The 26,949-nt window shown below is 68.9% G+C and carries 24 protein-coding genes; 14 read left to right on the top strand and 10 right to left on the bottom strand.

Annotated elements, in window-relative coordinates:
- Positions 1–49 precede the first annotated feature (49 nt).
- On the bottom strand, positions 50–403 hold the full coding sequence (locus QA861_RS45850) for a hypothetical protein (RefSeq protein ID WP_334595102.1): 354 nt from the start codon (positions 401–403) through the stop codon (positions 50–52).
- Positions 404–742: 339 nt separating this feature from the next.
- Here QA861_RS45850 and QA861_RS45845 point away from each other — a divergent pair, with 339 nt between their 5' ends.
- The gene (locus tag QA861_RS45845; RefSeq protein WP_334595101.1) at positions 743–1,738 is read left to right on the top strand and encodes a helix-turn-helix transcriptional regulator; all 996 of its coding nucleotides are present in this window, start codon (positions 743–745) and stop codon (positions 1,736–1,738) included.
- Positions 1,739–1,760: 22 nt separating this feature from the next.
- On the top strand, positions 1,761–2,789 hold the full coding sequence (locus QA861_RS45840; protein WP_334595100.1) for a helix-turn-helix transcriptional regulator: 1,029 nt from the start codon (positions 1,761–1,763) through the stop codon (positions 2,787–2,789).
- Here QA861_RS45840 and QA861_RS45835 read toward each other — a convergent pair.
- The gene (locus QA861_RS45835) at positions 2,692–3,810 is read right to left on the bottom strand and encodes a helix-turn-helix transcriptional regulator (RefSeq protein ID WP_334595099.1); all 1,119 of its coding nucleotides are present in this window, start codon (positions 3,808–3,810) and stop codon (positions 2,692–2,694) included. The two genes, QA861_RS45840 and QA861_RS45835, sit on opposite strands and share 98 nt — an antisense overlap.
- A gap of 325 nt (positions 3,811–4,135) precedes the next feature.
- Between QA861_RS45835 and QA861_RS45830 the strand changes: the two genes are divergently transcribed.
- The 4 genes from QA861_RS45830 (at position 4,136) to QA861_RS45815 (ending at position 9,009) form a co-directional block, all read left to right on the top strand.
- Positions 4,136–5,629 (top strand): VanZ family protein, encoded by a 1,494-nt coding sequence (locus tag QA861_RS45830; protein ID WP_334595098.1) that lies wholly within the window; start codon positions 4,136–4,138, stop codon positions 5,627–5,629.
- Complete coding sequence (locus QA861_RS45825) at positions 5,613–7,154, top strand: circularly permuted type 2 ATP-grasp protein (protein ID WP_334595097.1); 1,542 nt, start codon at positions 5,613–5,615, stop codon at positions 7,152–7,154. The genes QA861_RS45830 and QA861_RS45825 overlap by 17 nt, the downstream gene beginning before the upstream one ends.
- Positions 7,151–8,092 carry an alpha-E domain-containing protein gene (locus tag QA861_RS45820; protein WP_334595096.1) on the top strand — a complete coding sequence of 314 codons (942 nt, stop codon included), beginning with the start codon at positions 7,151–7,153 and terminating at the stop codon, positions 8,090–8,092. Before QA861_RS45825 ends, QA861_RS45820 begins: the two co-directional genes overlap by 4 nt.
- 74 nt (positions 8,093–8,166) lie before the next feature.
- Positions 8,167–9,009 (top strand): transglutaminase family protein, encoded by an 843-nt coding sequence (locus QA861_RS45815; RefSeq protein WP_334595181.1) that lies wholly within the window; start codon positions 8,167–8,169, stop codon positions 9,007–9,009.
- An 83-nt stretch (positions 9,010–9,092) separates the two neighbouring features.
- Here the strand turns inward: QA861_RS45815 and QA861_RS45810 are convergent, their stop codons facing one another.
- Positions 9,093–10,220, bottom strand: coding sequence for a sugar ABC transporter substrate-binding protein (locus QA861_RS45810; protein ID WP_334595095.1), 1,128 nt, complete (start codon positions 10,218–10,220; stop codon positions 9,093–9,095).
- Positions 10,221–10,703: 483 nt separating this feature from the next.
- Here QA861_RS45810 and QA861_RS45805 point away from each other — a divergent pair, with 483 nt between their 5' ends.
- The gene (locus QA861_RS45805) at positions 10,704–10,907 is read left to right on the top strand and encodes a hypothetical protein (RefSeq protein WP_334595094.1); all 204 of its coding nucleotides are present in this window, start codon (positions 10,704–10,706) and stop codon (positions 10,905–10,907) included.
- A gap of 125 nt (positions 10,908–11,032) precedes the next feature.
- Positions 11,033–11,713: a DUF6924 domain-containing protein gene (locus tag QA861_RS45800; protein ID WP_334595093.1), complete on the top strand. Its 681-nt coding sequence runs from the start codon at positions 11,033–11,035 to the stop codon at positions 11,711–11,713.
- Here the strand turns inward: QA861_RS45800 and QA861_RS45795 are convergent.
- Together QA861_RS45795 and QA861_RS45790 are read right to left on the bottom strand one after the other, a co-directional pair.
- Positions 11,605–12,252: a Uma2 family endonuclease gene (locus QA861_RS45795; RefSeq protein WP_334595092.1), complete on the bottom strand. Its 648-nt coding sequence runs from the start codon at positions 12,250–12,252 to the stop codon at positions 11,605–11,607. The genes QA861_RS45800 and QA861_RS45795 overlap by 109 nt on opposite strands.
- 228 nt (positions 12,253–12,480) lie before the next feature.
- Positions 12,481–13,632, bottom strand: coding sequence for a methyltransferase (locus QA861_RS45790; RefSeq protein ID WP_334595091.1), 1,152 nt, complete (start codon positions 13,630–13,632; stop codon positions 12,481–12,483).
- A 553-nt stretch (positions 13,633–14,185) separates the two neighbouring features.
- On the opposite strand from QA861_RS45790, the gene QA861_RS45785 reads away from it, so the two are divergent.
- Positions 14,186–14,992 (top strand): serine hydrolase domain-containing protein, encoded by an 807-nt coding sequence (locus QA861_RS45785; RefSeq protein WP_334595090.1) that lies wholly within the window; start codon positions 14,186–14,188, stop codon positions 14,990–14,992.
- A gap of 106 nt (positions 14,993–15,098) precedes the next feature.
- On the opposite strand, the gene QA861_RS45780 is transcribed toward QA861_RS45785, so the two are convergent.
- The 5 genes from QA861_RS45780 to QA861_RS45760 all read right to left on the bottom strand — a co-directional run bounded on the left by QA861_RS45780 (position 15,099) and on the right by QA861_RS45760 (position 20,465).
- A complete protein-coding gene (locus tag QA861_RS45780) occupies positions 15,099–15,545 on the bottom strand; it encodes a heat shock protein transcriptional repressor HspR (protein ID WP_334595089.1) in 447 nt (148 codons plus the stop codon).
- 5 nt (positions 15,546–15,550) lie between these two features.
- Positions 15,551–16,738 (bottom strand): molecular chaperone DnaJ, encoded by a 1,188-nt coding sequence (dnaJ, locus tag QA861_RS45775; protein ID WP_334595088.1) that lies wholly within the window; start codon positions 16,736–16,738, stop codon positions 15,551–15,553.
- Positions 16,739–16,783: 45 nt separating this feature from the next.
- On the bottom strand, positions 16,784–17,443 hold the full coding sequence (gene grpE / locus QA861_RS45770) for a nucleotide exchange factor GrpE (RefSeq protein ID WP_334595087.1): 660 nt from the start codon (positions 17,441–17,443) through the stop codon (positions 16,784–16,786).
- Positions 17,440–19,290, bottom strand: coding sequence for a molecular chaperone DnaK (dnaK, locus tag QA861_RS45765; RefSeq protein ID WP_334595086.1), 1,851 nt, complete (start codon positions 19,288–19,290; stop codon positions 17,440–17,442). The genes grpE and dnaK overlap by 4 nt, the downstream gene beginning before the upstream one ends.
- 146 nt (positions 19,291–19,436) lie before the next feature.
- Positions 19,437–20,465, bottom strand: coding sequence for an MraY family glycosyltransferase (locus QA861_RS45760; RefSeq protein WP_334595085.1), 1,029 nt, complete (start codon positions 20,463–20,465; stop codon positions 19,437–19,439).
- Positions 20,466–20,746: 281 nt separating this feature from the next.
- On the opposite strand from QA861_RS45760, the gene QA861_RS45755 reads away from it, so the two are divergent.
- The 5 genes from QA861_RS45755 to QA861_RS45735 all read left to right on the top strand — a co-directional run bounded on the left by QA861_RS45755 (position 20,747) and on the right by QA861_RS45735 (position 26,903).
- Positions 20,747–23,041: a heterodisulfide reductase-related iron-sulfur binding cluster gene (locus QA861_RS45755; protein ID WP_334595084.1), complete on the top strand. Its 2,295-nt coding sequence runs from the start codon at positions 20,747–20,749 to the stop codon at positions 23,039–23,041.
- Positions 23,042–23,213: 172 nt separating this feature from the next.
- On the top strand, positions 23,214–24,524 hold the full coding sequence (locus QA861_RS45750; RefSeq protein ID WP_334595083.1) for an FG-GAP repeat domain-containing protein: 1,311 nt from the start codon (positions 23,214–23,216) through the stop codon (positions 24,522–24,524).
- 99 nt (positions 24,525–24,623) lie between these two features.
- Positions 24,624–24,782 carry a hypothetical protein gene (locus tag QA861_RS45745; protein WP_334595082.1) on the top strand — a complete coding sequence of 53 codons (159 nt, stop codon included), beginning with the start codon at positions 24,624–24,626 and terminating at the stop codon, positions 24,780–24,782.
- Between the two features lie 53 nt (positions 24,783–24,835).
- Positions 24,836–25,915: a Yip1 family protein gene (locus QA861_RS45740; RefSeq protein ID WP_334595081.1), complete on the top strand. Its 1,080-nt coding sequence runs from the start codon at positions 24,836–24,838 to the stop codon at positions 25,913–25,915.
- A gap of 217 nt (positions 25,916–26,132) precedes the next feature.
- A complete protein-coding gene (locus QA861_RS45735) occupies positions 26,133–26,903 on the top strand; it encodes a hypothetical protein (protein WP_334595080.1) in 771 nt (256 codons plus the stop codon).
- Positions 26,904–26,949 lie beyond the last annotated feature (46 nt).

Here is a 26,949-nt window from a genome sequence, read left to right as displayed (position 1 = left end):
GCTACTGGGGGGAAGCACCTGAGCGATCTACTGCGACGGGGGAATCGCGTCAGGCACTGCGGGGGGTGGCTGAGATGGTCTGTACGTCCTGGAAGTCGGGGACATCCGGGATGTCGGGGTGGTCCAGCCGGTGGTCGCGCTGATCCAGGTTCACAAAGATCATTCCGTACCGAATGGCACACCGTACGGGCTGCGGCGCCCCCCGAGGCCGCCGCAGACACCGGTACGCCCTGACGTCCTCTTCGTCGTCCCGCGTCACGACGACCGGCTCTCCGAACACGGTCACCATCAGCGAGTCACCGCTGTGGGGGATGGCGGTGACCAGGTCGATGAAGTGCCAGCCGGAGCGGTAGGCGGTGGCCATCTCGCGACGGAAGGAACGATCGTCGGGTGGAGTCGTCATGTCATTCCCAAACGCTGTCAAACAGACCGTCGGAGGACTTCGCAACGCTGTCACCGGCAACTACGGATCGAGGGCTCAGCGGCGGCCAGGTACTGTCCGCCCTGCTGTCACTCTCCGTGCCGGACAGGCCACTCAGCGCCCCGAAGGTCGCGACGGCCGAGAAGGCGGCGACAAGCACCCAGCGAAGCATTTTCTTACGCATAATCGGCTTCGTCCTCACTTGAAGGTCCCTCTTTCCCCCGTCGAGTAAGACGATGGCTCATTCGGGCACGTCATGGCCACAGAATCGATGCATCATGTTCCTGCACGTTCAGGACCCTGGGGGGTGGAGATTTGGTAATGAATGGGACTAAAGCGACACATCCCCATGCGGTGACCGAGTTGTGCGACGAGGGCAGCCGTCTTTATGCGGCCGCTCTGCGCACCGGGCGCATCGCCCGATCGGAGGTTTCGACCACTCCCTGCCTGGTGGAGTTCGCCCTCCTTCAGCCCGATCCCGACGACCCGGTCTGGTTGCGTCCGATACCCCCGTCGGTGGCTCTCACCCAGTGGCTGGACCCGATAGAGCGCGAGATCAGCGAGCGCAGACGGCACTCGATCGAACTTGTCGACTCCTTCGAGCCCTTCATGGCCCTCGGCGCCCAGCCGGCCGCCGGTACGCACGCGATCACCGTGCTGGAGGGCAACGACCGGATCAACGCGGCTCTCAACCTCGCCACGGCCCAGTGCCGGACCGAGATGCTCACCGTCCAGCCCAGCCAGGGCGGCGCCCGCCCCGAGCGCAGCCTCCTCCAGGGGCTGGAGCGCGACCGCCCCCTGATCGAACGTGGTGTGAAGCTGCGCACGCTGTATCAGCACACGGCGCGCTACAACCCCGAGCGTCTCGCGTACGTGGACCAGTTCGCCGACGGCAAGGTGGAATACCGCACGATCGACGAGCTGGTGGAGCGCCTGATCATCTGCGACGAGACGGTTGCCTTCATCCCCGTGCGCGACGACCGGCAGGTCGCACTGGAGCTGCGGCACACGGGTCTGGTCCGCTACCTCATCAAGGTGTTCGAATTCATGTGGAACCGCGCGGTGCCCCTGAGCGCGGGCGCCCCCTACGAAACCGCGCCGGACGGCCTCACCGACATCCAGCACTCCATCGCCAAGCTCCTCATCGAAGGCCACGTCGACGAGGCCATCGCCCGCCGCCTCGGCATGAACGTACGAACCTGCCGTGCCCACATCGCCAAGCTCGCCACCGCCCTGGGCAGCGGCAGCCGCGCCCAGCTCGGGTTCCTGATCGCGCAGTCGGGGATCCTGGACCAGGGCCAGGACCAGAACAACTGAGGACGAGGGGAGAAGTCGCACGGTGACCGAGGCGCACCAGCACGGGGCCGCAGAGCTCTGCGAGGCAGGGATGAGCCTGTACACCCGTGCGCTTCGCGAAGGTCACGTACCGGCCCAGGAGGCCGAGGCCGCGCCCTGCCTGATCACCTTCGGGTTGCTGCAACCAGACCTGGAGGACATGCGCAGACTGCGCCCTCTCACGCCGGCGGTAGCCCTCCCCCGGCTGCTGCGGGAAAGCGCCAGGGACATCGCCCGGAAGCGACAACTCGAGGCGCAACTGGCCGAGGGGTTCGCACCGCTGCTGGCCCTCGACGTGGCCGACGCGGCCGTAACCGACGCCTCCGGCATCAGCCTGCTGGCCGGTTTCGATCAGATCAACGCCGCGATAGGGCAGGCCATGTCCGACGCCACCGAAGTCCTGGCCGTCCAGCCCCACACCGGGCGCCCCACCACAACCCTTGGAGACGCCCTCGGCAGGGACCAGGCCCTGCTCGACCGCGGCGGTCGCATCCGCACGCTCTACCAGCACACCATCCGCCACTCACCCGCGGTCATCACCCGCTACGAAATGCTGGACGGCGACGCCGAGGCCCGCACGCTCGACGAGGTCACCGACCGGCTCCTCGTCATCGACCGCGCGGTCGCCTTCATCCCCGCGAGCAAGGACCGCGCTGTCGCCGTCGAGGTCCGCCATCCCGCTCTGATCTCGTTCTTCGTCACGACCTTCGACCGCCTCTGGCGCCTGGCGACGCCCATGTACCCCGAAGCCGTCCAGCGACGGAGCACGAACGGCATCACCCCCCGCCAGCAAGCGATAGCCACGCTTCTCGTCGAGGGCCACACCGACGCCGTCATCGCGACCCGCCTCGGCATGAACATCCGTACCGCCCGCGTCCACATCGCCAAGCTCGCCAGCACCCTCGGCAGCGAGAGCCGCGCCCAACTCGGTTACCTCATCGGGCAGTCGGGGATTCTGGAGCAGGCGCAGGCGCACGAGGAGGGCAAGGCGCAGGGCCGGAGTCAGGAGCCTCCGCCGGCGCGGGAAGGCTGATCAAGCCACCAGAGGCGACGCTTCCGTGCTGCGGTCCGTCCAGCCCCGCCTGCGCGATCCGTACCCCCAACTGCGTCCGGCTCACCGCCCCCAGCGTCTCCGACAGCCGAGCGATGTGCGCCCGGCACGTCCGCACGCTGATCCCGAGCCGTTCCGCGACCACCGCGTCCTGGTGGCCCTCCGCGAGCAGGGCGGCGATGGACCGCTCCCGGTGCGAGATGCCCTCGATGCCCTTGTCGGGGAGCGGGGCCGTGAGCGGTACGGCGAAGCGCCACAGCCGCTCGAAGACCGTCACCAGGTACTGCACCAGCGCCGGATGCCGGATCTCCAGCGCGACCGTCCGCTCCGCGTTCGCGGGGATGAACGCCACCGTGCGGTCGAAGACGATCAGCCGCTCGATCACCTCGTCGAGGGTTCGGGCCTCGACCGTGCCGCCCATCAGTTCAAGGTAGTTGAGCAGGCCCTGGCCGTGCCGGGCCACATGGTTGTAGAGGTCCCGCATCCGAACTCCGCGCTCGCGGAGCGCGAGGGCCCGGTGCAGGCCCTCCGAGAGTTCGTACTCCCGGCGGATACCGCCGGGCTGCACGGTCAGCACCTCGGTCGTACAGGCCTCCGTCGCCTCGTCCATCGCGGCCTGGATACGCGCGAGGCCGTCCAGCACGCGTAGGGCGGTGCCCTCTCCGGAGCCGGAGCCCGCGCCGGCGGGCTGGATCTGGCTGCCGAGACGGGCGTACGACTCGAAGGCGGCGACAGCGGAGCCCACACGCCGCTGGCTCGCGTTGACCTCGTCGTACACGCCACGCAGCAACCGGGTCATGACCTCCTGCGGAGAGGTCGGCACCAGCCAGGCCATGTCGTCGGGATCGGGGTGCAGCAGGGCGAGTTCGACGAGGCACGGCACCAGGTCGGCGTCGCCGCGCGGCACACGGCCCCGCCGTACGGCCCGGGAATACACGCGATCCCCCGCCTCGCACAGTCGGTCAGCACCGTGTGGATGCTCGTCCGTCCCGTGCCCGGTCATCGCCCCATCCCGCTACTGGTTCCAGCACTTCGCAGCGCCACTATGCGCGGCCCGGACGTGGTCCGCAACACGGCCTGGCCCGTCGTGCGCCCCCAATCCCTCAACTATGTCCGACTTTCGCCCCTCCTCCGCCCGTGTCCCTGCAACAAGCTGATGGTGGTGGGGCGTTGTCCCGGAGGGCATTGTGGAAGGCGCTTCCCAAGACGTAACGGGGGCGCCGCAAGGCGCACGGGGGAACGTCTGAAGCGGCCCCGGCCGGGTGTCCCCCATCCAGCCGGGGCCCTCATTTTCTGCCTGGGCAAGTCGTCTCTGAAAGACCCCTTCTGTGTTCACAGCGATCTTCGGAGACCGCTACGGTTTTCTCGCCGCCCTGTGCGTCGCGGCCCTGGCTTCCGGTGGCCTGGTATGGCGGTTCAGCGTTCTCAGGCGTGCCCCGCACGGCATGTGGTGGGCCGCCCTCACCGCAACCCTGGTCGGAGTTCTCGGTGTCACCACCTTCGGGGGAGCAGGCAGTCCGAGCGGCCAATGCGTGATCAACCACCAGTTCGCCGAGCCGTTCCACACCACTCAGGGCGTCTGGAACCTGGCCATGTTCCTCCCGGTCGGCTTCTTCGCCCTGCTCGCTCTGCGCAAGCCACTGCCCGCGCTGGTGGGCGTCACCGCTCTGCCGTGCGTCATAGAACTCGCCCAGGCACTCGTGCCCGGCATCAGCCGTAGCTGCGACAGCTCCGACGCCGAGATGAACATCATCGGCGGCGTACTCGGCGTCCTCACCTCCGGTGTCTTCCTCGTCTCCCGCCGCTCCCTCGACTGGCAGGGCTGGGCCAAGCCCACCCTCTTCACCGCCCTGGCCCTCGGACTGGCGGGAATTGGCGTGTTCCGGACTGCCATCACCCCGATGAACTACGACGGCACCGGCCTCAGCGACGCCGACAGCACACAGCGGCAGGCCGCCCGCGAGGCTGTTCGCCAAGCCGTCGGGGACCGGTTCCGGATAGGCCACGTGTACGTACAGCCCTGCGTCGGCGTCCGCTGCACCAACCTCATGTTCGGCGTCTCGGCCCAGGGCTACGCGACCCTTGACTGGCCCTCCCGCCGTCACCTCAACATCGTCCTGGAGGAGTGGGAGGCTCCGGGTCCAGGCAGCTACCCCGTCCCCGGCGCCACCACCCCTCGCGGCAAGGACGACGCGGCCCGTATCGCCGACCGGTACATGCGCGAGCACTATCCCTGGGCGGCGCCCGCCACCAGCCGCAGGACCTACCCCGTGGGAGACAAGGCCACCTACGGCTGGATGACGAGCTGGCGCTTCCTCGACAAGGACGCGGTCCTCATGCCCCGCATGCTCGGCGTCCAGATCAACAGAGCCGGGCGCGTCTCCCGGATCGACGTCACCCTGAGCCCACCCGTATCGACGGCCTTCCCGCGCCCGAGCTCAGCGCCGAGCAGGCCGAGCAGGCGGTCATCCGGCAAGTTCAGGAGAGGGCCTCCGCGAACGGACGCGACCCGGCGGGCCCGAATCCTCGCGCCTATACCCTCAAGGCCGTGGACCGGGGCGACGGCTGGCATCCCGAGTGGCTCGTCAGCACCGCGACCGGCACCGACACAGATTCCGCCGAGGAGAATGGCGCCGACCCCGACCCGCTGGACACCAGATGGGTGGACGCCGTCAGCGGAGCCGTCTACGACAGTCAGTACCCCCCGTTGTAGTCGACACCCGAACCAGCCGACCCGAAAACCGCGCAAGCTCCCGGAAACCACACGGAGATCGTCCCGTTACGTCCCGCCCCTACCGTCAGGCCATGGCGGACATATTTGACGCATACGCGCTGGCCGACGCGTGGGACGAGATGTTTGTGCGGCCGGGTGAGGTCAGGGCCGCCTACGAGCCGGTACTGGCGGCGCTCCAGCCCATCGAACCGACCGAACTGCGCTTCCGGGCCGACCAGATGGCCCGGGCGTTCACCGACCGCGGGGTCACCTACGCCTTCGCGGGCGAGGAGCGGCCCTGGCCGCTGGACCTCGTACCGAGGATCCTCGACGCGCTGGAGTGGGATCTCATCCAGCGCGGGGTCGCCCAGCGGGTGCGGGCCTTGGAGGCCTATCTCGCGGACGCGTACGGCGGTTGCCGGGCCTTCGAGGACGGTGTCGTGCCGTGGCGGCTGCTGCTCAGCTCGGCGCACTTCCACCGGGCCGCCCAGGGCATCGAGCCACCCGGCGGGGTACGCGTCCACGTCGCCGGCATCGATCTCGTCCGGGACGAGGCCGGGGACTTCCGGGTCCTGGAGGACAACGTCCGGGTGCCGTCCGGGGTGTCGTACGTCATCGAGAACCGGCGGGCGATGACCCGTATCTTCCCGTCCCTCTTCGCCGAGCAGCACGTCGTCCCCGTCGACGGGTACGCGGGGCGCCTGCTGGCCGCGCTGCGGGCCGCCGCGCCGGACGGGGCCGTCGATCCCCGGGTCGTCGTCCTGACCCCGGGGCCGAGCAACGCCGCCTACTTCGAACACGCCCTGCTGGCCCGGCTGATGGGCGTGCAGCTGGTCGAGGGGCACGATCTGGTGTGCCGTAAGAACCGGGTGTGGATGCGGACCACGCGCGGTGAGGTGCCCGTCCATGTCGTATACCGACGGCTGGACGACGACTTCCTCGACCCGCTCCATTTCCGGCCCGACTCGGTGATCGGCTGCCCCGGCATCCTGAGCGCCGCCCAGTCGGGCACCGTCACCCTCGCCAACGCGGTCGGCAACGGCATCGCGGACGACAAGCTGCTGTACACCTACGTACCCGATCTGATCCGGTACTACCTCTCCGAGGAACCGATTCTTCCGAACGTGGAGTCGTTCCGTCCGGACGAGCCGGGCCAGTTGGACGCCGTGCTCGACCAGATCGACCAGCTGGTCATCAAGCCAGTCGACGGCGCCGGCGGCCAGGGCATCGTCATCGGGCCCAAGGCCGACCGGGAGACCCTGGAACGGACGCGGAAGGCGGTCGCCGCCGATCCCCGGGGCTGGATCGCCCAGCGTCCCGTCGCGCTCTCCACCTCCCCGACCCTGGCCGGCGAGCGGATGGCGCCGCGCCACATCGACCTGCGTCCGTTCGCCGTGAACGACGGCACCGACGTCTGGGTCCTGCCGGGCGGGCTGACCCGCGTCGCCCTCCAGGAGGGCAACCTGATCGTCAACTCCAGCCAGGGCGGCGGCTCCAAGGACACCTGGGTGCTCGCCGAGGGCCCCACCGAGACCGCGTACCCCGAGCCGGCCGGCACGCTTCCCGAGGTCGCCCCGCGCCAGCACGGGCCCGACGGCAACCTCACCCTCGTACAGGAAGGGGCGCAGCAGTGAACGACGTGATCCTCTCCCGGATAGCCGAAGCCCTGACGTGGACGGGCCGTTACGTGGAGCGGGCCGACGCAACGAGCCGCATCCTGGACGCCTATCTGCACCGCCTCCTCGAGGACCCCTGGCGCGACGAGGACGCGGCCTGCCGCTCCCTGTACGCGATCCTGGGCGTCGACGCGGGCGGCCAACCCGTCGACATGCAGCAGGTGTTGGACCAGCTCGCCTTCGACGCCCTCTCGACGTGCGCGATCGAGGGCGCGCTCGGGGCGGCCCGGCTCAACGCGAGAAGCGCCCGCGAGGCCGTCTCCTCGGAGATGTGGGAGTGCCTCAACTCCACCTGGCACGCCCTCGCCGACCAGCGCCTCGCGGCCCGACGCACGGGCCCGTACGCCTACTTGGAGCTGGTACGGCGCAGATCCGCCCTCTTCTTCGGCCTCGCGGACTCCACCATGAGCCGGGACGACAGCTGGCGTTTCGTGATCCTGGGGCGCAGCCTGGAGCGGGTGGACATGACCGTACGGCTGCTGTCGGTACGGGTGTTGGACGCCGCCCACGCCCCCGACTGGCCGACGCTACTGAGCGCGAGCGGCGCGGACGAGGCGTACGCGCGGGTGTACAGCGGTTTCGGTGACACCCCGAGAGTGGCCGAATTCCTGCTCCTGGACCGGGACTTCCCGCGCTCGGCACTGCACGCCCTGACGACGGCGGAGGAGTGCCTCGCGGCGCTCGGCCGTCCGCGTCAGGACCCGGCCCGCCGCCCGATCGGCCGACTGCGGACCCGTCTGGAGTATCTGGACTCACAGGCCATGGAGGACCAACTCCCGGTGCTGCTACAGGACTTGCAAGCCGCCTGTATGGCTTCGGCGGAGGCGGTCGCGGAGAGGTTCTTCCCGTACCAGGGGCCCGTGGAGTGGGCCCAGGAAGGAGCGCGAGCAGTATGAGCAGCAATGGGACAGGGGGCGGGACGGGCAGCGGAACGGGCGGCGCGACGAGCATCATGCCGGCGAACGCGCCGATGACCCGCCGGCTCCGCATCCGGCATGTCACCCGGGTCGCGTACGCGCAGGCCGCGGTGTCCTCGCACAACGAGGTCCGGATGACTCCGCTGACGCTCCCCGGCCAGACGACGCTGGACGCCCGGGTCACCGTCAACCCGACGACGCCGACCTGGTCGTACTGGGACTACTGGGGGACGCAGGTCACCGGTTTCGACCTGATGGATCCGCACGCCGACCTCACGATCACCGCCCAGAGCCTGGTGGAGACGGCTCCCCCTGGCCCCCTGGACCCCGCGCCGAGCTGGGCGGAGATCACCGACCGGACGGCCAACTCCCGTCTGCTGGAGTACGCGACGGCGACGGTACGGACGTCGGTGCCGCCGGAGCTGGTGGCGCGGGCGCGGGAGGTGGCCGTGGGTCTCGACCCGCACGAGACGGCGACGGCGGTGTCGGCGCTGGTCGCGGACCGGGTGTCGTACCTGCCCGGCGCGACCGGCGTGAACACGTCGGCGGCGGAGGCGTGGGAGCAGGGCGCGGGCGTCTGCCAGGACATCGCCCATGTGACGATCGCGCTGCTGCGGGGCCTGGGCCTGCCCACCCGCTATGTCTCCGGCTATCTCCACCCCGAGCGGGAGGCGGAACTGCACCGCCCGGTGGAGGGCCAGTCCCACGCCTGGGTGGAGTACTGGGCGGGTGACTGGTGCGGCTACGACCCGACGAACCGGACCCGCGCCGACGAGTCCCACGTGGTGGTCGGCCGGGGGCGCGACTACGACGACGTGACACCGCACAAGGGCGTGTACCGGGGCGTGGCCGGGGGGCCGCCGGAGGTGACGGTGGAGTTCACGCGGGTGGCCTGAAACGTCCCGTACGGGATGCGCGTACCCCGGGGCGGGCGGGTGGGCCCGGGGTACGCGCCCGCGCCTCCCGTCGCCACTGGCGGCTACTTCAGCCCGAGGGCCGCGCAGTCGTCGTCGAGCTTCGCCGTGCAGATGTCGGAGATCTTGTAGATGCCGTCCTCGACCACCGTGCTCTTGATGTTGTCCTTCGTCAGAGCGACGACACTCACCAGCTGGGCCGGAATGTCCTTGTTCGTGGGGCTGTCGACCTTGTCCCGGGTGAGGGCGTCGAACTGGATGTCGCGGCCCTGGATGCGGGCGACGGCCATCTCGGCCGCCGTCTCGGCCTCCTGCGGGTACGACTTGTAGACGCTCATGTACTGCTCGCCGTTGATGATCCGCTGCACGGCGGCCAGTTCGGCGTCCTGCCCGGTGATCGGCGGCAGCTTGGTGACGCCCGCGGCCTCCAGGGCCTTGATGATGCCGCCCGCCATGCCGTCGTTCGCGGAGTAGACGGCGGCGATGTCGTCCTTGCCGATGGCGGCGATCGCCTTCGTCATGTTCGCCTCGGCGTTCTCCGGCTTCCAGTCCTTGGTGTCGAAGGACTGCGCGATCGTCACCTTGCCGTTCAGCTCGGAGAGGGCGCCCTCCTTGAACTGCGCGGCGTTGGGGTCGGTCACCGACCCGTTCATCATGACGATCTTCTTCGAGATGTCGACGTCACCGCCGAGCGCCTCCAGGAGGGAACGTCCCTGCACCTCGCCGACGAGTTCGTTGTCGAAGGATATGTACGCGTCGATGGGGCCCTCGGCCAGCCGGTCGTACGCGATGACCGGAATCCCGGCGTCCTTGGCCTTCTTGACCTCGCCGGCGATGGCGTGCGCGTCCACGGCGTCCAGGAGCAGGACGTCGACCTTGTCGTCGATCATCTTCCGCAACTGCTGGGCCTGCTTGGCGGCGTCCGCGCCCGCGTTGGCGTACTCGACCCGGCCCTCACCGTTGGTGAGCGACGCGACCTTGTTCTTGATGATCGGGTAGTCGAACTTTTCGTACCGGGTGTTCGCCGTCTCCGGAAGCAGCAGCCCCACCGTGATGTCGTTGCCCTTGGCCGGGGTCGACTCACTGGCTTTCCCACTGGCGTCGAGTACGCCGCAACCGGCAGCGAGGGACACCGTGACCGCGGAGGCGGCCACGGCTGTGGCGGAACGACGAAAACGAGCCACACGACTCATGCGAATCGGACCAACCGGACGAGACAGACGAAACATTCGGGCGCTCACTTCAGGTGCTTTTGGGACGTGGACGCAGCAGTGCGGCCCATGTGTCTGAAAAGACAACTCGGGGGACCCCGCAGGCGTCAAGCGGAACTACTTATCCGGAGGGCAACATCACACTCCGCTGTCACCGTGAAGAAGTGGCGGAAGCCTGCGCAAACGGCCTTCGCACGCTCTCCACCAAGTGCACCTGGCAAGGACACGGAGACCCGACCAAGATCTGTACAACCAAGGACGTTCCTCACGAGCCCTGATCATCGACGGCTGGATTCCGCCGTTCCCGAACGGGCGGGATGGCCGCGCCTCCTCCTACGTGGTCGCCCTCGACCAGTACGGCAACGAGTCGGCCCCCACGGGACTGGTCACGGTGTACCGGGAGACCCCGGCGACGGCCACCGCGCCACTGCCACCGGCGGTCACCCTGTCCGCCCCGTACACGGAGTGCACGGCGAACGACTGGGTGGCGCACGGCGGTTCGAGTACAGGTTCTCCAGCGACACGGGTTGTACGAGGACCACGGACTCGACGGCCACGTGGACGCCGCCCGCTTCCGGCTCCTACACGTTCACGGTGCGGGCGGTGGACTACTACGGGTACGGGGGCCGGACGGGCCCGGCGACCACGATGCAGTTCAAGGTGAGCTGAGCCCGTGCGACTGAGCGCTTCACTCGGCGGGCTTCGGCATTTGAAGGCTCGCCTCTGTGTCAGTGGCCTCGCGTAGCGTGCACGCGGAATCCGAGGGACATGACTGCACAGGCGGGGGTAGCAACGTGAGCGGGTATGTCGAGTGGTTGGCCGGGCGTGATCAGGACGCAGCGCTGGTCATCAGAACCGACTACGACAACGAGCAGGCATGGGCTGCTGTGAAAGCGGAGCTGTTGAGACCCTGGGGTGACGGCGACTACGAGCCGTACGTCCACCTGGTCGACAATCCGACGTGTGGGGGCTTCACGCCGGCTCAGATACTGTCTGCGGCGTCCACCGATGAGGAACTGAGCGTTGTGTACCTCGCCGACCGCGACTCGATGCGCGACGGGCCCAGCACATTGCTGGCGGTGGCCATGCTGACCAGGGAAGAGTGTGAGAGTGACGAGGAGTTCGAGGCGGAGGGCGGCATGTTCCGCAGCGTCCCGGCTGGGGTCCACGAAATGCACGCGAATCTGATGATCGCCAACATGTCCTTCGGTGAATTCAAGGAAGCGGCCAAGGCCCTCAGGGTGTCTTCCGAGGGTCCACGGCAGAGGTCTTTGTCGGCCGCTGACGACTGTGTCGAGCCTGCGCACAAGGGGAAGGGCCGGGAGGCGGCTCATCAGCTCACCTCCCGGCCGTTCCACGACTCGCCTCAACCTCGCTTAGGACCCGTGATCGTCTCACCGATGACGAACCCCTTGGCAGGGCCCTCCGGAACGACTGCCTCGGTGCCGTACGGCACGCGGTGCTCGTCCTCGTAGCGGGCGTGGTCGGGGACCGGGGCGGTCAGAATGCTCACCGTTCCGTGGTTGTCGTAGTCGTCGACGATCACGTACACGGGGATTCCGGCACGGGCGTACTCCCGGCGCTTGCGAACCCGGTCACGATCCTGGTTGCGCTTGCCGGGAGAAACGACTTCGATCACCACGTGAACCGCTGAGGCCTTGATGCCGAGACTGTCCTCCGCCTCGATCAGTTCACCGTCCCGAGGGGCCACGAACCCGTCCGGAATCCACGCCCTCTGCGGATGGATCACGTTCGTGTCGTTCCAGGCGCCGTACTCATTGTCCTGGAGGAAGATCGCCAGCGCATCGCGCAGGCGATTGACAACCTGGGCATGCGAAAAACGTCCGGTGGGCGACACCTCGATGGCTCCCTCGATGATCTCAGCGCGGTAGCCCTCGGGGAGTTCTATGGCCTTCCATACCTGCCACACGACCTCGTCCAGGTTGGGTTCATTCGTGAGTTCAACCTGGGACTCGGACATCGTCTCGGGCCTCTCGTGCGCAAGAGCGGTCATGGCGGCACCTCCTCCTCAAGTGTGGGCTCGGCGTCCTAGGTGCACAAGCAACACGATCACGCTATGTACGATTGTTCGGCTGACCAGGGGATTCGTCGCGGGATCACCCGACGGAGTGAGGGCGGAACGATCCGCCTTCCCGCCGGGTTCGGACCCCATTCCCCTCGCGCACCGGACCGCACTGTCGGCCGACGACCGACAGGTCTCCCTCGGTCGCAGCGCTGAATGTCAGTTGGCGGCGAGACGCCAGAGCGACGTGACTTCCGCGGCTCGGGCGGCGTGGAGAGGATCGGCGGTGTCCCTCACTCGTGGATGCCGTGGTCTGGTGTCGATCCTGTCCACCACGTGCAGGCCCGCTGCCTCGATGCCGGCCAGCAGTTCGCCGCGTGTCCTGAGTCCGAGGCGCTCCGCCAGATCCGAGAGGACGAGCCATCCCTCGCCTCCGGGTTCGAGATGCGCGGCGAGTCCGTCCAGAAAGTCGCGGAGCATGCTGCCGCCCGGGTCGTAGACGCCTTGCTCCACGGTGGAGGTGGGCCGGGCCGGAATCCAGGGCGGGTTGCAGACGACGAGATCCGCGCGCCCGTCGGGAAAAAGGGCGGGCCCCACGACGTCGACGCGCCCGGTGAGGCGCAGTCGATGGACGTTCTCGCGCGCGCAGGCCAGGGCACGCGGGCTGACGTCCGTGGCCACGATGTGGTCGACCCCGCGGTGGGCCAGGACGGCTGCGAGCACTCCCGTACCCGTCCCGAGGTCGAACGCCGTGCGGTGACCCGTCCGTTGGTCCGCCGAGGTGGGGAGCGGTGCCTGCGCGACGAGGTCGACGTACTCGCCTCTGACCGGGGAGAACACGCCGTAGTGCGGGTGAATACGAATACGGAGGGCCGGTACCTCCACGCCCTTCGCGCGCCACTGATGCGCTCCGATCACGCCCAGCAGCTCAGTGAGCGACACGGCCATCGGCTCGGACGGCGGACCGTACGCCTCGGTGCACGCCTGGCGGACATCGGGGGCTCTGCGCAGGTTCAGGCAGTGGTCGTCGTCCAGGAGGACGAGGAGCCTGCCGAGCACCCGGGCACGGTGGCTATGGGCGCTGCGGTGCAGGTGGAAGAGGTCTGCCGTGCTGTCGCCCGGCTTGGAAGGTTTCCGGTCGATGCGGCGGCGCATCGCTGCCAGCAGTTGACGCGCGTTGTGGAAATCGCCTTGCCACAACAAGGCGGTGCCTTCGCAGGCCAGACGGTGAGCGGTGTCGGCACGCATACCGTCGCCCGCGCCGACTACGCGGCTGGGAGGCGGTGTCGCGCTCTCGGAATGCCAGTGCGCGGAACGGGGGGTGTCTGTCCCGGCCCGGTGAATCTCGGTCCAGTGAATGGTGGACACCATGTACTCCTCGTGTTCGAACGTGCATGGGCACGAAGAGCACTTCGACGAGGAGCAGGGCAAACGAGCCCGTGCCGCGGCACGGGCGCGCGTGTCAAGGCAGGTAGGGCTACCGCCCCCGCGTCGAAGCGCGAGAGGAGAAGTCGCCGAGAACCATGCCTAGTGTCACGATCAGCCCTTTCAGAGAGGTGACGGAAAAGGCTCGCACAGCTCTCCCGACACAGGCAAACCAGCTCGCCCGAGCAGTCAGGTAACCGCGGTCGGGCACTTCAACCAATTCGCGCATTCGCGCGTCCTGATCGTCGACGGCCCACTTCACGCCGTTGACGGTCAGGGCTCGAAGGACCGCTTCGAGCCCATCCGGCTGAACAAGAAGCCCCGCCACCGCACTTGACGGAGAACCCGTGACCGATCCCGGCGTCGAGCCGAGGCTCTCGACTTCCTTTGCCCGCCCGTTGGAGTTCCCGCGCGTCGGGGTGAGCGCGCTGTGAGGTCTGCCCCGCGTCCTTTACCGGCCATACCGACCTGTGTTCTGAGCGACGTGGCCCCGCCTGTCGTGAGTGATGGTCATGCCGTCGACCGGTTCGTCCAGATCGGCTCGCTCACCAAGGTCGTCACCGGCACGGTACTGTCCCGCATGGCCGCGTCCGGCGCGCTGACGCTGGACGATCCCGTCGAGCGATGGCTTCCGACGACGGCTCCCGGAACGGGAATCACGCTCCTGCACCTGGCCCGGCACACCTCCGGCCTCCCCCGCCTGCCACCCGGTCACTTTTCCGGCCGGGACCCTTACGCGGCGTTCGATCGCCCCGCGCTGGACCGGCTGCTGCCCCGCCTCGACACGCTCGTCACCGCGCCTCCCGGAACGGAGGAGTACTCCAACCTCGGCTACGCCGTGCTCGGAGCGGCCCTGACCGCGGCCTCCGGGGCGACGTACGAGGAGTTGGTGACCGAGTACGTCCTACGGCCGCTGGACATCACGGAGATGACCGCGCACCCGGACCCCGGTCGACGTCTCCTGGCCCCCGGGCCCCTCGGCCGGCCCCGCAGACCGTGGACGATGGACGGCGCGATCCTGCCGGCGGGAGGCCTTTGGGCCACCCCGCGTGCGGCAGCCGACCTGGTGGTACGCCTCCTGGTGGAGCGACGGCTCGGGGAGCCCGCGCCGAGCTGGCAGAGGGCAGGCCGGTTGCTTTGGCACAACGGTGCGACACGCTACGACTCGATCTTCGCCGGAGTGGTGGAGGACGGCCGCTGGGTGCTGATCCACCGCCTCAACGGGGTCCCGGAGGACACCGACCGGATGGGTATCGAGAACCTCAAGGAGAGACAGACCACTCAGGCCCCGGATCTCCCCCGGTGACGCGCGGGTGGCCCTTGGCGCCCTGAGCACACGAAAGGGGCCCGGAGGTTCGAACCGAATCCGAACCTCCGGGCCCCTTCACACATGAACCCGCCTAGGACAGGTCCTAGTCCTTGGCCTTCTTGGGCCGCCAGACGACCAACGCACTGGTCTGCTGAACCTCCTGATAAGGCACCAGGTCCCGCCGATAAGACGCGTGAACCGCCGCCTCCCGCTGCTGCATCGCCGCGGCGGCGCCGTCCAGGGCGGACTCCATCTCCGCCACCCGCGACTGAAGCGCGGCGACCTGGTTCTCCAGTTCGATGATGCGCTTGATGCCGGCCAGGTTGATGCCCTCGTCCTGCGACAGTGCCTGCACCGTGCGGAGCAGGTCGATGTCGCGGGCCGAGTAGCGGCGGCCCCGGCCGGCAGTGCGGTCGGGGGAGACCAGGCCCAGGCGGTCGTACTGGCGCAGGGTCTGCGGGTGCAGGCCGGACAGCTGGGCCGCCACCGAGATGACGTAGACCGGGGTCTCCTGCGTCAGTTCATACGGATTGCGTCGACGACCGTCCATCTCGGTCAGGCTCCCTTCGCCGCCTCGAACAGCTCCGCCCGCGGATCCTCGTCCACGGTCGCCTCGCGATACGCCTCCAGTGCGTCACGAGCCTTCCCCGCCAGCTCCGTCGGCACACTCACCTCGACGGTGACCAGCAGGTCTCCCCGGGTGCCGTCCTTGCGGACCGCGCCCTTGCCCCGCGCGCGCATCGTGCGCCCGTTGGGCGTGCCCGGAGGCAGCTTCAGGGTGACCGGCGGCCCGCCCAGGGTCGGGACCCTGACCTCGCCGCCGAGCGCCGCCTCGACGAACGTCACCGGCACCGTCACCGTCAGGTTGTCTTCCTTGCGGCCGAAGACCGGGTGGGAGTCGACATGGACGGTGACGTACAGGTCGCCCGCCGGACCGCCCCGCTCGCCCGGCGCTCCCTTGCCGCGCAGCCGGATGCGCTGGTTGTCCGACACCCCGGCCGGGATGCGCACCTGCATCGTCCGCGAGGACTTGGCGCGCCCCGAGCCGCTGCACACCAGACAGGCGTGCTCCGCGATCAGACCCCGGCCCTTGCAGTCCGGGCAGGGGTCCGTGAGCGAGAAGCCGCCGCCCGAGCCGCGCGCCACCTGGCCGGTGCCCACGCAGGTCGGGCACACGCGCGGCGTGCCGTTCTTGTCGCCGGTGCCCGAGCACGCCTTGCACGGTGACTGGGAGGTCATGCGCAGCGGGACCGTCGCCCCGTCCACCGCCTCCGTGAAGCTCAGCGTGACCTCGGTGTCGATGTCCTGGCCGCGCCGGGGCTGCGTACGGGTGGTCCCGCCGCCGCCCCGGTTGAAGAGGCCGCCGAACACGTCTCCGATGCCGCCGCCGAAGCCGCCGGCACCGCCGGAGCCGGCCCCGCCCGGGGCGCCGCCGCCGAACAGGTCACCCAGGTCGAAGTTGAAGGAGCCGCCGCCCGCGCCCGGCCCGGGGCGGAAGCCGCCGTTGCCGAAGAGGGCGCGGGCCTCGTCGTACTCCTTGCGCTTCTTGGGGTCGCCGAGGACGTCGTTCGCCTCGGAGATCTCCTTGAAGCGCTCCTCCGCCTTGGCGTTGCCCTTGTTGGCGTCCGGGTGGAACTCGCGGGCGAGTTTCCGGTACGCCTTCTTGATCTCGGCCTCGGTGGCGTCCTTGGGGACGCCGAGGACCTTGTAGAAGTCCTTCTCGATGAAGTCCTTGGTGCTCATCCTCGACGTCCCTCCTTTCCGGAAGTCCCCACCTCAATGCTCACGTCAGCCCTCTTCCGGGCCACCGCTCTCCTTGCCGTCCGCCGTGTCGGCCGACCCCGGTTCCTGGCCGGCCGGCGTCGCCCCGGGCTGGGGCTCGGCCACCGCGACCCGCGCGGGACGCAGGTTGCGCTCGCCGAACTTGTAGCCCGGCTGCAGGATCGCCACGCAGGTCGTCTCCGTGACGTCCGGCGCGTACGAGTGCATCAGGGCCTCGTGGATCGTCGGGTCGAAGGGCTCGCCCTCCTTGCCGAACTGCTGCAGGCCCATCTTCGCGGCGACGGACTCCAGCGACTCGGCGACGGACTTGAACCCGCCGACCAGTTCGCCGTGGTCCCTCGCCCGGGAGATGTTGTCGAGCACGGGCAGGAGTTCGGTCAGAAGGGTCGCGATGGCGACCTCCTTGACCGCGATCCGGTCCCGCTCGACCCTGCGGCGGTAGTTCTGATACTCGGCCTGGAGCCGCTGGAGGTCCGCGGTGCGCTCACCGAGCGCCGTACGAACCTGGTCCAGCTGTGCCGTCAGACCGGCGACCTGTGCTGCTGCTGCGTCCCCGGCCGGGGCCGCCCCCTCCGAAGAGGGGGCGGCCTTCGGCTCGGCGTCGTCGGGGGTGGCGCCGGAAGGGACGTCGGGCTTCTCGTCGAAGCCCGGAGTCTCCTCCGTCACGCGGCACCGTCCTTGCGCTCGTCGTCGACGATCTCGGCGTCCACCACGTCGTCGTCGGCCTTCGGGGCCTCGGCGCCGGGAGCGGCGTCACCGGCGCCGGCTGCCTGTCCCGCCTGCGCGTCGGCGTACATCGCCTGGCCCAGCTTCTGCGAGACGGCGGCGACCTTCTCCGTGGAGGTGCGGATCTCGGCGACGTCCTCGCCCTTGAGCGCGGCCTTCAGCTCCTCGATCGAGGCCTCGACCTCGGTCTTGATGTCGCCGGGGACCTTTTCCTCGTTGTCCTTGAGGAACTTCTCCGTCTGGTAGACGAGCTGCTCACCCTGGTTGCGGGTCTCGGCGGCCTCGCGGCGACGGTGGTCCTCGTCCGCGTACTGCTCGGCCTCCTGGCGCATCCGGTCGACCTCGTCCTTCGGCAGCGAGGAGCCGCCGGTGACGGTCATCTTCTGTTCCTTGCCGGTGCCGAGGTCCTTGGCCGTGACGTGCATGATGCCGTTGGCGTCGATGTCGAAGGCGACCTCGATCTGCGGCACACCACGCGGGGCCGGCGGCAGACCCGTCAGCTCGAACATCCCGAGCTTCTTGTTGTACGCCGCGATCTCGCGCTCGCCCTGGTAGACCTGGATCTGGACGGACGGCTGGTTGTCCTCGGCCGTCGTGAAGATCTCGGAACGCTTGGTCGGGATCGTCGTGTTGCGCTCGATGAGCTTCGTCATGATCCCTCCCTTGGTCTCGATACCGAGGGACAGCGGCGTCACGTCGAGGAGCAGGACGTCCTTGACCTCGCCCTTGAGGACACCGGCCTGGAGCGCGGCGCCGATGGCGACGACCTCGTCCGGGTTCACGCCCTTGTTGGCGTCCTGACCGCCGGTCAGCTCCTTGACGAGCTCGGCGACGGCGGGCATACGGGTGGAGCCACCGACGAGAACGACGTGGTCGATCTCGGAGAGGTTGATGCCGGCGTCCTTGATGACGTTGTGGAACGGCGTCTTGCAGCGCTCCAGCAGGTCGGCCGTCAGCTGCTGGAACTGGGCGCGCGTGAGCTTCTCGTCCAGGTGCAGCGGGCCCTCGGCGGACGCCGTGATGTAGGGCAGGTTGATCGAGGTCTCGGTGGACGAGGACAGCTCGATCTTGGCCTTCTCGGCGGCCTCGCGGAGGCGCTGGAGGGCCATCTTGTCCTTGCCCAGGTCCACGCCGTGGCCGGCGCGGAACTGCTGGACCAGGTAGTCCATGACGCGCTGGTCCCAGTCGTCACCACCGAGGTGGTTGTCACCGTTGGTGGCCTTCACCTCGACGACGCCGTCACCGATCTCCAGGAGGGACACGTCGAAGGTGCCGCCACCGAGGTCGAAGACGAGGATCGTCTGGTCGTCCTTGTCGAGGCCGTACGCCAGAGCGGCGGCCGTCGGCTCGTTCACGATGCGCAGGACGTTGAGACCCGCGATCTCGCCGGCCTCCTTCGTCGCCTGACGCTCGGAGTCGTTGAAGTAGGCCGGGACGGTGATGACCGCGTCCGTGACCTTCTCGCCAAGGTAGGCCTCGGCGTCGCGCTTCAGCTTCTGCAGGATGAACGCGCTCATCTGCTGCGGGTTGAAGTTCTTCCCGTCGAGCTCGATCTTCCAGTCGGTGCCCATGTGGCGCTTGACCGACCGGATGGTCCTGTCGACGTTGGTGACCGCCTGGCGCTTGGCGACCTCGCCGACCAGCACCTCACCGTTCTTCGCGAAGGCGACGACGGACGGCGTGGTCCTGGCACCCTCGGCGTTGGTGATGACGGTGGGCTCGCCGCCCTCCAGAACGCTGACGACGGAGTTAGTCGTGCCCAGGTCGATGCCGACCGCACGTGCCATTTCAATTCCTCCAGCAAGAAAGACGTGAGCCATGCCGTGAAGCGATGACGCAAGCCACGGCCGAGCCATGACTTGAGTGGAACAGGCTCAAGTGTGCATCACTCCCGCCGCGCGGTCAACAGAGCTGAGTCGACCACACTCAACTCTTATCCGTTCCTTACGCGCAATGCCGCTCTGACCTGCGCCGACTGATGGGCCGGAGGCCGCCGGAGCCCGTACACGGGAACCCTCAGGAGCCCCAGTACGACCATCCCGGCCACCCCCGCCACCCACCACAGCCCCGATTCCCCGGCCCACCCGCCGTGCACGAGCACCCCCGTCAGCACCGCCCCGAAGGCGCACGCGCCCAGCAGTACCGCCGCCCCGCGCGGGGTGAGCCCCAGCCGCCGCAGCCGGTGCGCGAGATGATCGGGCCCGCCCCGGGACAACGGCCGCCCGGCCAGCCGCCGCGACACCACCACGAGCACCACGTCCGCACCCGCCACGGCGGTGAGCGCGAACAACACCCCCGCGCTGGAAGCCAGTTCGTGCCCGGTCCGCACGACCACCGCGGCCGAGGCCAGCACGAACCCGGTGAACAGGGACCCGCACGCGCCGAGGGCGATCCGCGCGGGATGCCAGTTGTGCATCAGGAACCCGGTGAGCGCGGCGGCCAGGACGCTCAGCAGCACGGCGAGCCCGTCGAGCACCTCGACGGCGGCGCACGCCCCCACCCCGAAGGCGGTCAGCACCCCGACCGTCCCGAGCAGCCCGTCGGCGTGGTCGAGGGCCCGGAAGGCGAGGGTGACGAACACGATCCACAGGAGCGCGAGCAGCCCGACCCCCAACCCCAACTCCCCGTACGGCACCACGAACCCGGCGGCGACGGCCGTACCGACGACCAGGAACCGCGCCTTGACCCGCCACACGTCGGCCACCAGTCCGAGCCCGCCGACACCCGCGCCGGCGACGAGCAGTTCACCGACGCCGTCCCCCAGGGGGGCGTACCCGGTCCACTCCCCCGCCCCGGCGACCAGCCCCGTCGCGAGCACGACCGCGAGTCCGCCGAGCAGCGGCAGGGGGCGCGCCCGGCGCCGGTCGAGGACGCCGAGACGCAGGGCGAGTGTCCGCAGGAGGGCGGCGAGGACGGCGGCGAGGAACAGGGCGGCGATGGCGGCGAGGATCCCGTAGAGCACCGCTTCACGGTAGGCGCAAACGTAACAATTCTGTACGAATAACACGACGCAACATCGTCACAACGTCGTCTGATCCGATCGGTTTTGATCCCCCACTCAAGCGCCACTCAGGTAAGCCTGAGCGATCCAGATCACTCCGCCGCTGGCTACAGTGCGGTTCAAGATGTGAGTAGTCTCTGACAGACTGTCTAAGTTACCGCTTAGTAATACCGCTCCATTAGTCGCCCCCTTAGTCATCACAATCACCACAGTCATTACGCGCAGGCCTGAGGAGCCCTTCCATGCAACTCGCCGCGATCATCGTGTCGCTGGTCCTGACCGTGATCGGCGTCGCGCTGCTGGCACGCGCCATCGGTCAGTTCGTCCGGTACTTCAAACTCGGCCAGCCCGTCCCGGCCGGCCTGCGGACGGACAACCCCTACCAGCGCAGCGTGACGCTGGTGAAGGAGTTCCTCGGCCACACCCGGATGAACCGGTGGGGCATCGTCGGTTTCGCACACTGGTTCGTGGCGGTCGGCTTCCTGACCCTGCCCCCGACCCTCGCGCAGGCCTTCGGCCAGCTCTTCTCGGCGGACTGGACACTGCCGGTCATCGGCGGCTTCCTGCCGTTCGAGATGTACATCGAGTTCATCGGCGTGATGACGATCCTCGGCATCGCCGTACTCATCGTGATCCGCCTGCTGAACCTCCCCTCGCGCCCCGGCCGCAAGTCCCGCTTCGCGGGCTCCAAGGCGGGCCAGGCGTACTTCGTCGAGTACGTCATCCTCACCATCGGCCTCGCGATCTACGTACTGCGCGGCCTCGAGGGCGCGATCCACCACGTCGAGCACTACGAGGCCGGTTACTTCGCCTCGTACCCGCTGGTCCTGGCCTTCAAGGGCCTGAGCGCGACGACACTCCAGAACCTGATCTACCTCACCGCGATGATCAAGATCGGGACGTCCTTCGTCTGGATGATCGTCGTCTCGCTCAACACCAACATGGGCGTCGCCTGGCACCGCTTCCTCGCCTTCCCGAACATCTGGTTCAAGCGCGAGGCGACCGGCGGCACCGCCCTGGGCGCCCTCCAGCCGATGACGTCCGGCGGCAAGCCGATCGACTTCACCGACCCCGGCGAGGACGACGTCTTCGGCGTCAGCCAGGTCGAACAGTTCTCCTGGAAGGGCCTGCTCGACTTCTCCACCTGTACGGAGTGCGGTCGCTGCCAGTCGCAGTGCCCGGCCTGGAACACCGGCAAGCCCCTCTCCCCCAAGCTGCTGATGATGTCGCTGCGGGACCACGCCCACGCCAAGGCGCCGTATCTGCTGGCCGGTGGCGGCAAGGACATGGAAGGCAACGAGAAGGCGTCGGAGGAGCAGCTCAAGGACGTGCCCGCGGCGGCCCTCGCGGAGGCCGAGCGCCCGTTGATCGGCACCCTCGAAGAAAACGGCGTCATCGACCCGGACGTCCTGTGGTCCTGCACCACCTGCGGCGCCTGCGTCGAGCAGTGCCCGGTGGACATCGAACACGTCGACCACATCGTCGACATGCGCCGCTACCAGGTGATGATCGAGAGCGCCTTCCCGTCCGAGGCGGGCACGATGCTCAAGAACCTGGAGAAGAAGGGCAACCCCTGGGGCCTGGCGAAGAAGCAGCGCCTGGAGTGGCTCAAGGAGCTCGACTTCGAGGTGCCGGTCGTCGGCAGGGACATCGAGGACCTGACCGAGGTCGAGTATCTGTACTGGGTCGGCTGCGCCGGCGCCCTGGAAGACCGCGCGAAGAAAACCACCAAGGCGTTCGCCGAACTCCTCCACATCGCGGGCGTCAAGTTCGCGATCATGGGCGGCGACGAGAAGTGCACCGGCGACTCCGCCCGCCGCCTCGGCAACGAGCCCCTGTTCCAGGAGCTCGGCATGGAGAACGTCATGGCGCTGAACATGGCGTTCGGCGAGGAGACGGACGACGAGGGCAACGTCACCCCCGAGTCGAAGAAGCCGAAGTCGGCGAAGAAGATCGTCGCGACCTGCCCGCACTGCCTGAACACGATCGGCAACGAGTACCCGCAGCTCGGCGGCGACTACGAGACGATCCACCACACCCAGCTGCTCCAGCACCTCATCGACGACGGCAAGCTGCTCCCGGTCACCCCGGTCGAGGGCCTCATCACCTACCACGACCCCTGCTACCTGGGCCGCCACAACAAGATCTACACGCCCCCGCGCGAGATCATGTCGGCCGTCCCGGGCCTGCGCCAGCAGGAGATGCACCGCCACAAGGAACGCGGCTTCTGCTGCGGCGCCGGCGGCGCGCGGATGTGGATGGAGGAGCGGATCGGCAAGCGCATCAACAACGAGCGAGTCGACGAGGCCCTCTCGCTCAACCCCGACATCGTGTCGACGGCCTGCCCGTTCTGCCTCGTCATGCTGACCGACTCGGTCAACGGCAAGAAGAACGACGGCAAGGCGAAGGAGTCCATCACGGTCGTCGACGTCGCCCAGCTGCTCCTGACGTCCGTGAAGACCCCGGCCCCCGACGACGAACCCCCGGCGGGCGAGGCGGAGACGGAGAGCGCGCCTGAGCCGCAGCCGGTGAAGTAACCGCCGGTACAGCCGCCACCGACAGCCCCCTGCCCCTCGTACGGGCACGGGGCTGTCGCCTGTCACGGGGCCATAGCCCGGTCACGGGGCTGTCCCCGTATCTCGAACACGTGCATCATTACCGAGTAGTTGCCAATGGGGTCAACGGTCCGGACGAGGTGCGGGGTACGGGGTGCGCGTACGAAGAGGCGGTCGGGTTACGGCGGCCACCAGCGGGTTGGCGGCCCTCGGCGCCCTGATGGCACTCACCGCCTGCGGCCCCCTCTCCGGCGACGACGGGACAGCCGCCGCCGACACCCCCGTGCAGGTCGCCAAGGCCCCCGCCCAACGCCCGATACCGCAGGGCGACGGCAGCGAGATCGCCGACGACTTCAACGGCGACGGCCACCGTGACCTGGTCCTGGGCGACCTCGTCAAGGACCAACTCCACACGGACGACGCCGGTATCGGCATCGTCTACGGCTCCCCGGGCGGACTCGTCCCCGGCGCCCGGCAGTTGCTGAGCCCGGCCCGTCAAGCAGCCAGTACGAAGGGCCAGTTGCCGGCGGTCTTCGACGCGGAGGCGACCTGCGACCTCGACGGCGACGGCTTCACCGACCTGGTCGTGTCGACGGACCCGCCCTACGACGGCCAGGGCCGGCCCCCGGTACCCCTCCAGATCCTCTTCGGCTCCCCGGCGGGCCTCACCGGCCGCGCGGTCACCCTCGCGATCCCGGCGCAGGCCCGCGCCGGCAACGACTGGCCCGACCAGCCGGTGTGCGGCGACTTCGACGGCGACGGCGCCCAGGACCTCGTCGTCCACGCCTCGAACGCCCAACTCAGCTACCTGCGCGGCCCGTTCACCCGCAAGGGCGCCCCGCGCAAGGCCGGTGCACCGATCGCCGCCCCCGGCAACGTGCCCACGGGCCCGGCGGCCGACGTGAACCATGACGGATACGACGACCTCGTCGTCCGTACGGCGGACGGCACCTCGAAGTCGGCGGTGGTCCTCGGCGGCCCGAACGGCCCGACACGCACCGGGGCGGTACTGCCCGAGGGCATCGACGTCGCCCTCGGCCGTTTCGGCAAGGGCAAGAACCTGGACGCGGCTGTGGGCGCGATGGGCAAAACGTCACTGCGCTACGACCTCCCCGACGCGACCTCCGGCACCCTCGCCTCCCCCGGCTCGATGCTCGATTCCGGCGACTTCGACGGCGACGGCCGCGACGAACTCGTCTCCAGCGGCTCCCGGTTGAGGGTGTTCCGGGCACGGACAGCGACGGCCGGCCTCTCGACAGCGGGCATGGTCATCGTCGCGCCGCCCACCCGGGGCACGACCCGGGTGCTCACGGTCGGCGACTTCGACGGCGACGGCCGGGCGGACCTGGCGGTACGGACGTACCGGGGCGAGACCTGGGACGAGGTGGCCGTCTACCCCGGGACAAAGGTCGGAACGGTAGCGGTCAAGCCGTCCGTGACGTTCTCCAGCTCGGAGTTCCTGTAGGGACGTAGGGCTTGCGGGCTTGCAGGCAACGGCGCCGGCTACCGGGACCTCGCGATCGGCGCGGACTGCGAGGACTGCGAGGACTGCGCAGGTTTCGGCATGAAGCTGCGCCTGCCCGACGCCCACCGCGACGGCAAGGCCGACCTGTACGTCTCGGGCGGCATGGGCTCGCTACGGCTGCTCGGCTCGGCGTCGGGGATCACGGCGGCCGGGGTCTCGGCGGTGCCGGAGGGCCTGATCGACGGGATGCTCCCGTAACGGAGAGAAACGGGATCCTTTCCCTAGGGGAAGGGTCCGGGCCCCCTTAAGGGATGTCACAGGTCGGCAGCAAAGCGGGGTCCGTAACCCCCGGCCCCACCCGTCACTCTCCGGGACCAGGTACGTTCGATGACGTGGCTGGATTCAGGATCGGACGCGGCGGCCGGGACAACCGCCCCCCGCAAGCGCGACCGCAACAACAACCGCGGCAGCAGCCGTACGGCCAGCAGCCCCCACAGGGCGGCCCGTCGTACGGCTACCCCTCCGCGCCCCAGCAGCAGCCGTACGGTGGCGGACAGCCGTCGTACGGCAGCTCGGGCGGCGCCGGACGGCAGTGGCCCCCACAGGCGACCGCCGACAACGGCGGCTACGGCGGACAGGGCGGGCCCGGCGGCCAGGGCAGACACGGCGAGCCGGAGTACTTCGGCGACGGCGGCCAGGGACACGGGCCTCAGCAGGGGCACCCGAACGCTCCCGTGGACCCGTACGCGGCCAACAACCCTGGTCACACACAGGCGTTCAGCACCGGCGACGACCCGTACAACCAGGGCGACACCTACCGCGCCGGCTCGGCCGCGGCCCCGCCGGCCGGTCCGCGCCTGCGCTGGAAGGAACTGCTCCGGGGCATCGTCACCGCCCCCGACCGCACGTTCCTGCAGATGCGCGACTACTCGGTGTGGGCCCCGGCGCTCGTCGTCACGTTCCTGTACGGCCTGATCGCCGTCTTCGGGTTCGACGACACCCGCAAGGACACGATAAACGCGACGCTCAGCAACGCGATCCCGATCGTGCTGACGACGGGCGTGGCGATGGTCCTGAGCGCCTTCATCCTGGGCGTGGTCACCCACACCCTGGCCCGCCAGCTCGGCGGCGACGGCGCCTGGCAGCCTACGGTCGGCCTCTCCATGCTGATCATGTCCATCACGGACGCCCCCCGCCTCCTCGTCGCCATGTTCGCGGGCGGCGACGCCCCCTTCGTACAGATCCTCGGCTGGGCGACCTGGGTCGCGGCAGGCGTCCTCCTGACCATCATGGTCCGCCGCTCCCACGACCTCCTCTGGCCAAAGGCCCTGGGCGCGTCGGCGATCCAGCTGATCGCCCTGCTGTCGATCGTGAAACTGGGCACGTTCTAGCACGTTCCAGTACTAGTACCTGGCAGCTGCCAGTAGGGCCCTCCGCGCCAGGCGCCGGGGGCCCTTGGCATGCCGCCGCCGAGAGGGAGACCGAGCCCGAGACCGCGCGAGCGCCGGAAAGAACAAACTCACACCATTTACCGCATGTCACATCATGACATTACAGACGGTAATATACCGTGACCTTTCCCTACACCATCTCCTACTAGGAGTGCGCGTGAAAGCTCGCCTTGGCGTGAGACAGGGAACGGTGCTCGTGGCCACCCTGCTGGTCGCCCTCATCGCCGCGATCCTTCCTGGATCAGCCGCCGCCGACAACAACCCACCCCACTCGGACCACTGGGGCGTGATCGCCCGCAACACGATCGGTTCCCCGGTCGCCGAACTCCGCACCGGCCCCTTCGGCCCGTTCGGCACCACAGGGACCGCCGCCCGGCCGCCGTACGGGCGGGGCAGCCTCGGCATCGAGGTGGCCAACAACTCCACCACCCTGGTCCCTCCCAGCGAGAAGGTCGACTTCGGCAACGAAGTGGACTTCTCCGGGCAGCAGGTACTGCGGCTGCGGCAAGTCGGATTCCACGTCTTCCAGACGGCCGAGAACGTCGCTTACGGGGGCGCGACGCCAAACATGCCGAACATCAGGTTCGAGATCGACCCGAACGTGACGGCCACCGACGACTACTCCACGCTGGTGTGGGTGCCGAGCGCGTCCCCGGTCACGAACGGCTGGAGCCCCTTCATCGACGCCACGAGCACCGGCTACTGGTACCTCACGGGCAACGAGACGACCTGCACCCAGGCCGCCCAGTGCACCTTCGCCCAACTGAAGGCCTCGTTCACCAACGTCAATGCCAGGCCGACCGTCTACACGGTCGCCGTGGGCAAGGGGCGGGACTTCATGTGGATCGGCGCGATCGACGGCCTCCGCCTCAACGGCTACGTCTACGACTTCGAGCGGGACGGCGTCAAGGTACTCCGAGCGAAGTGACGCCGGGGAACGGGGGGAACGGGAAAGAAGCGGACCGCCCGTCGCC

The sequence above is a fragment of the Streptomyces sp. B21-083 genome, from assembly GCF_036898825.1.
Lineage (GTDB): Bacteria > Actinomycetota > Actinomycetes > Streptomycetales > Streptomycetaceae > Streptomyces.
Note: the sequence above shows the minus strand (reverse complement) of the source record. Positions and strands in the feature narration are given on the sequence as shown.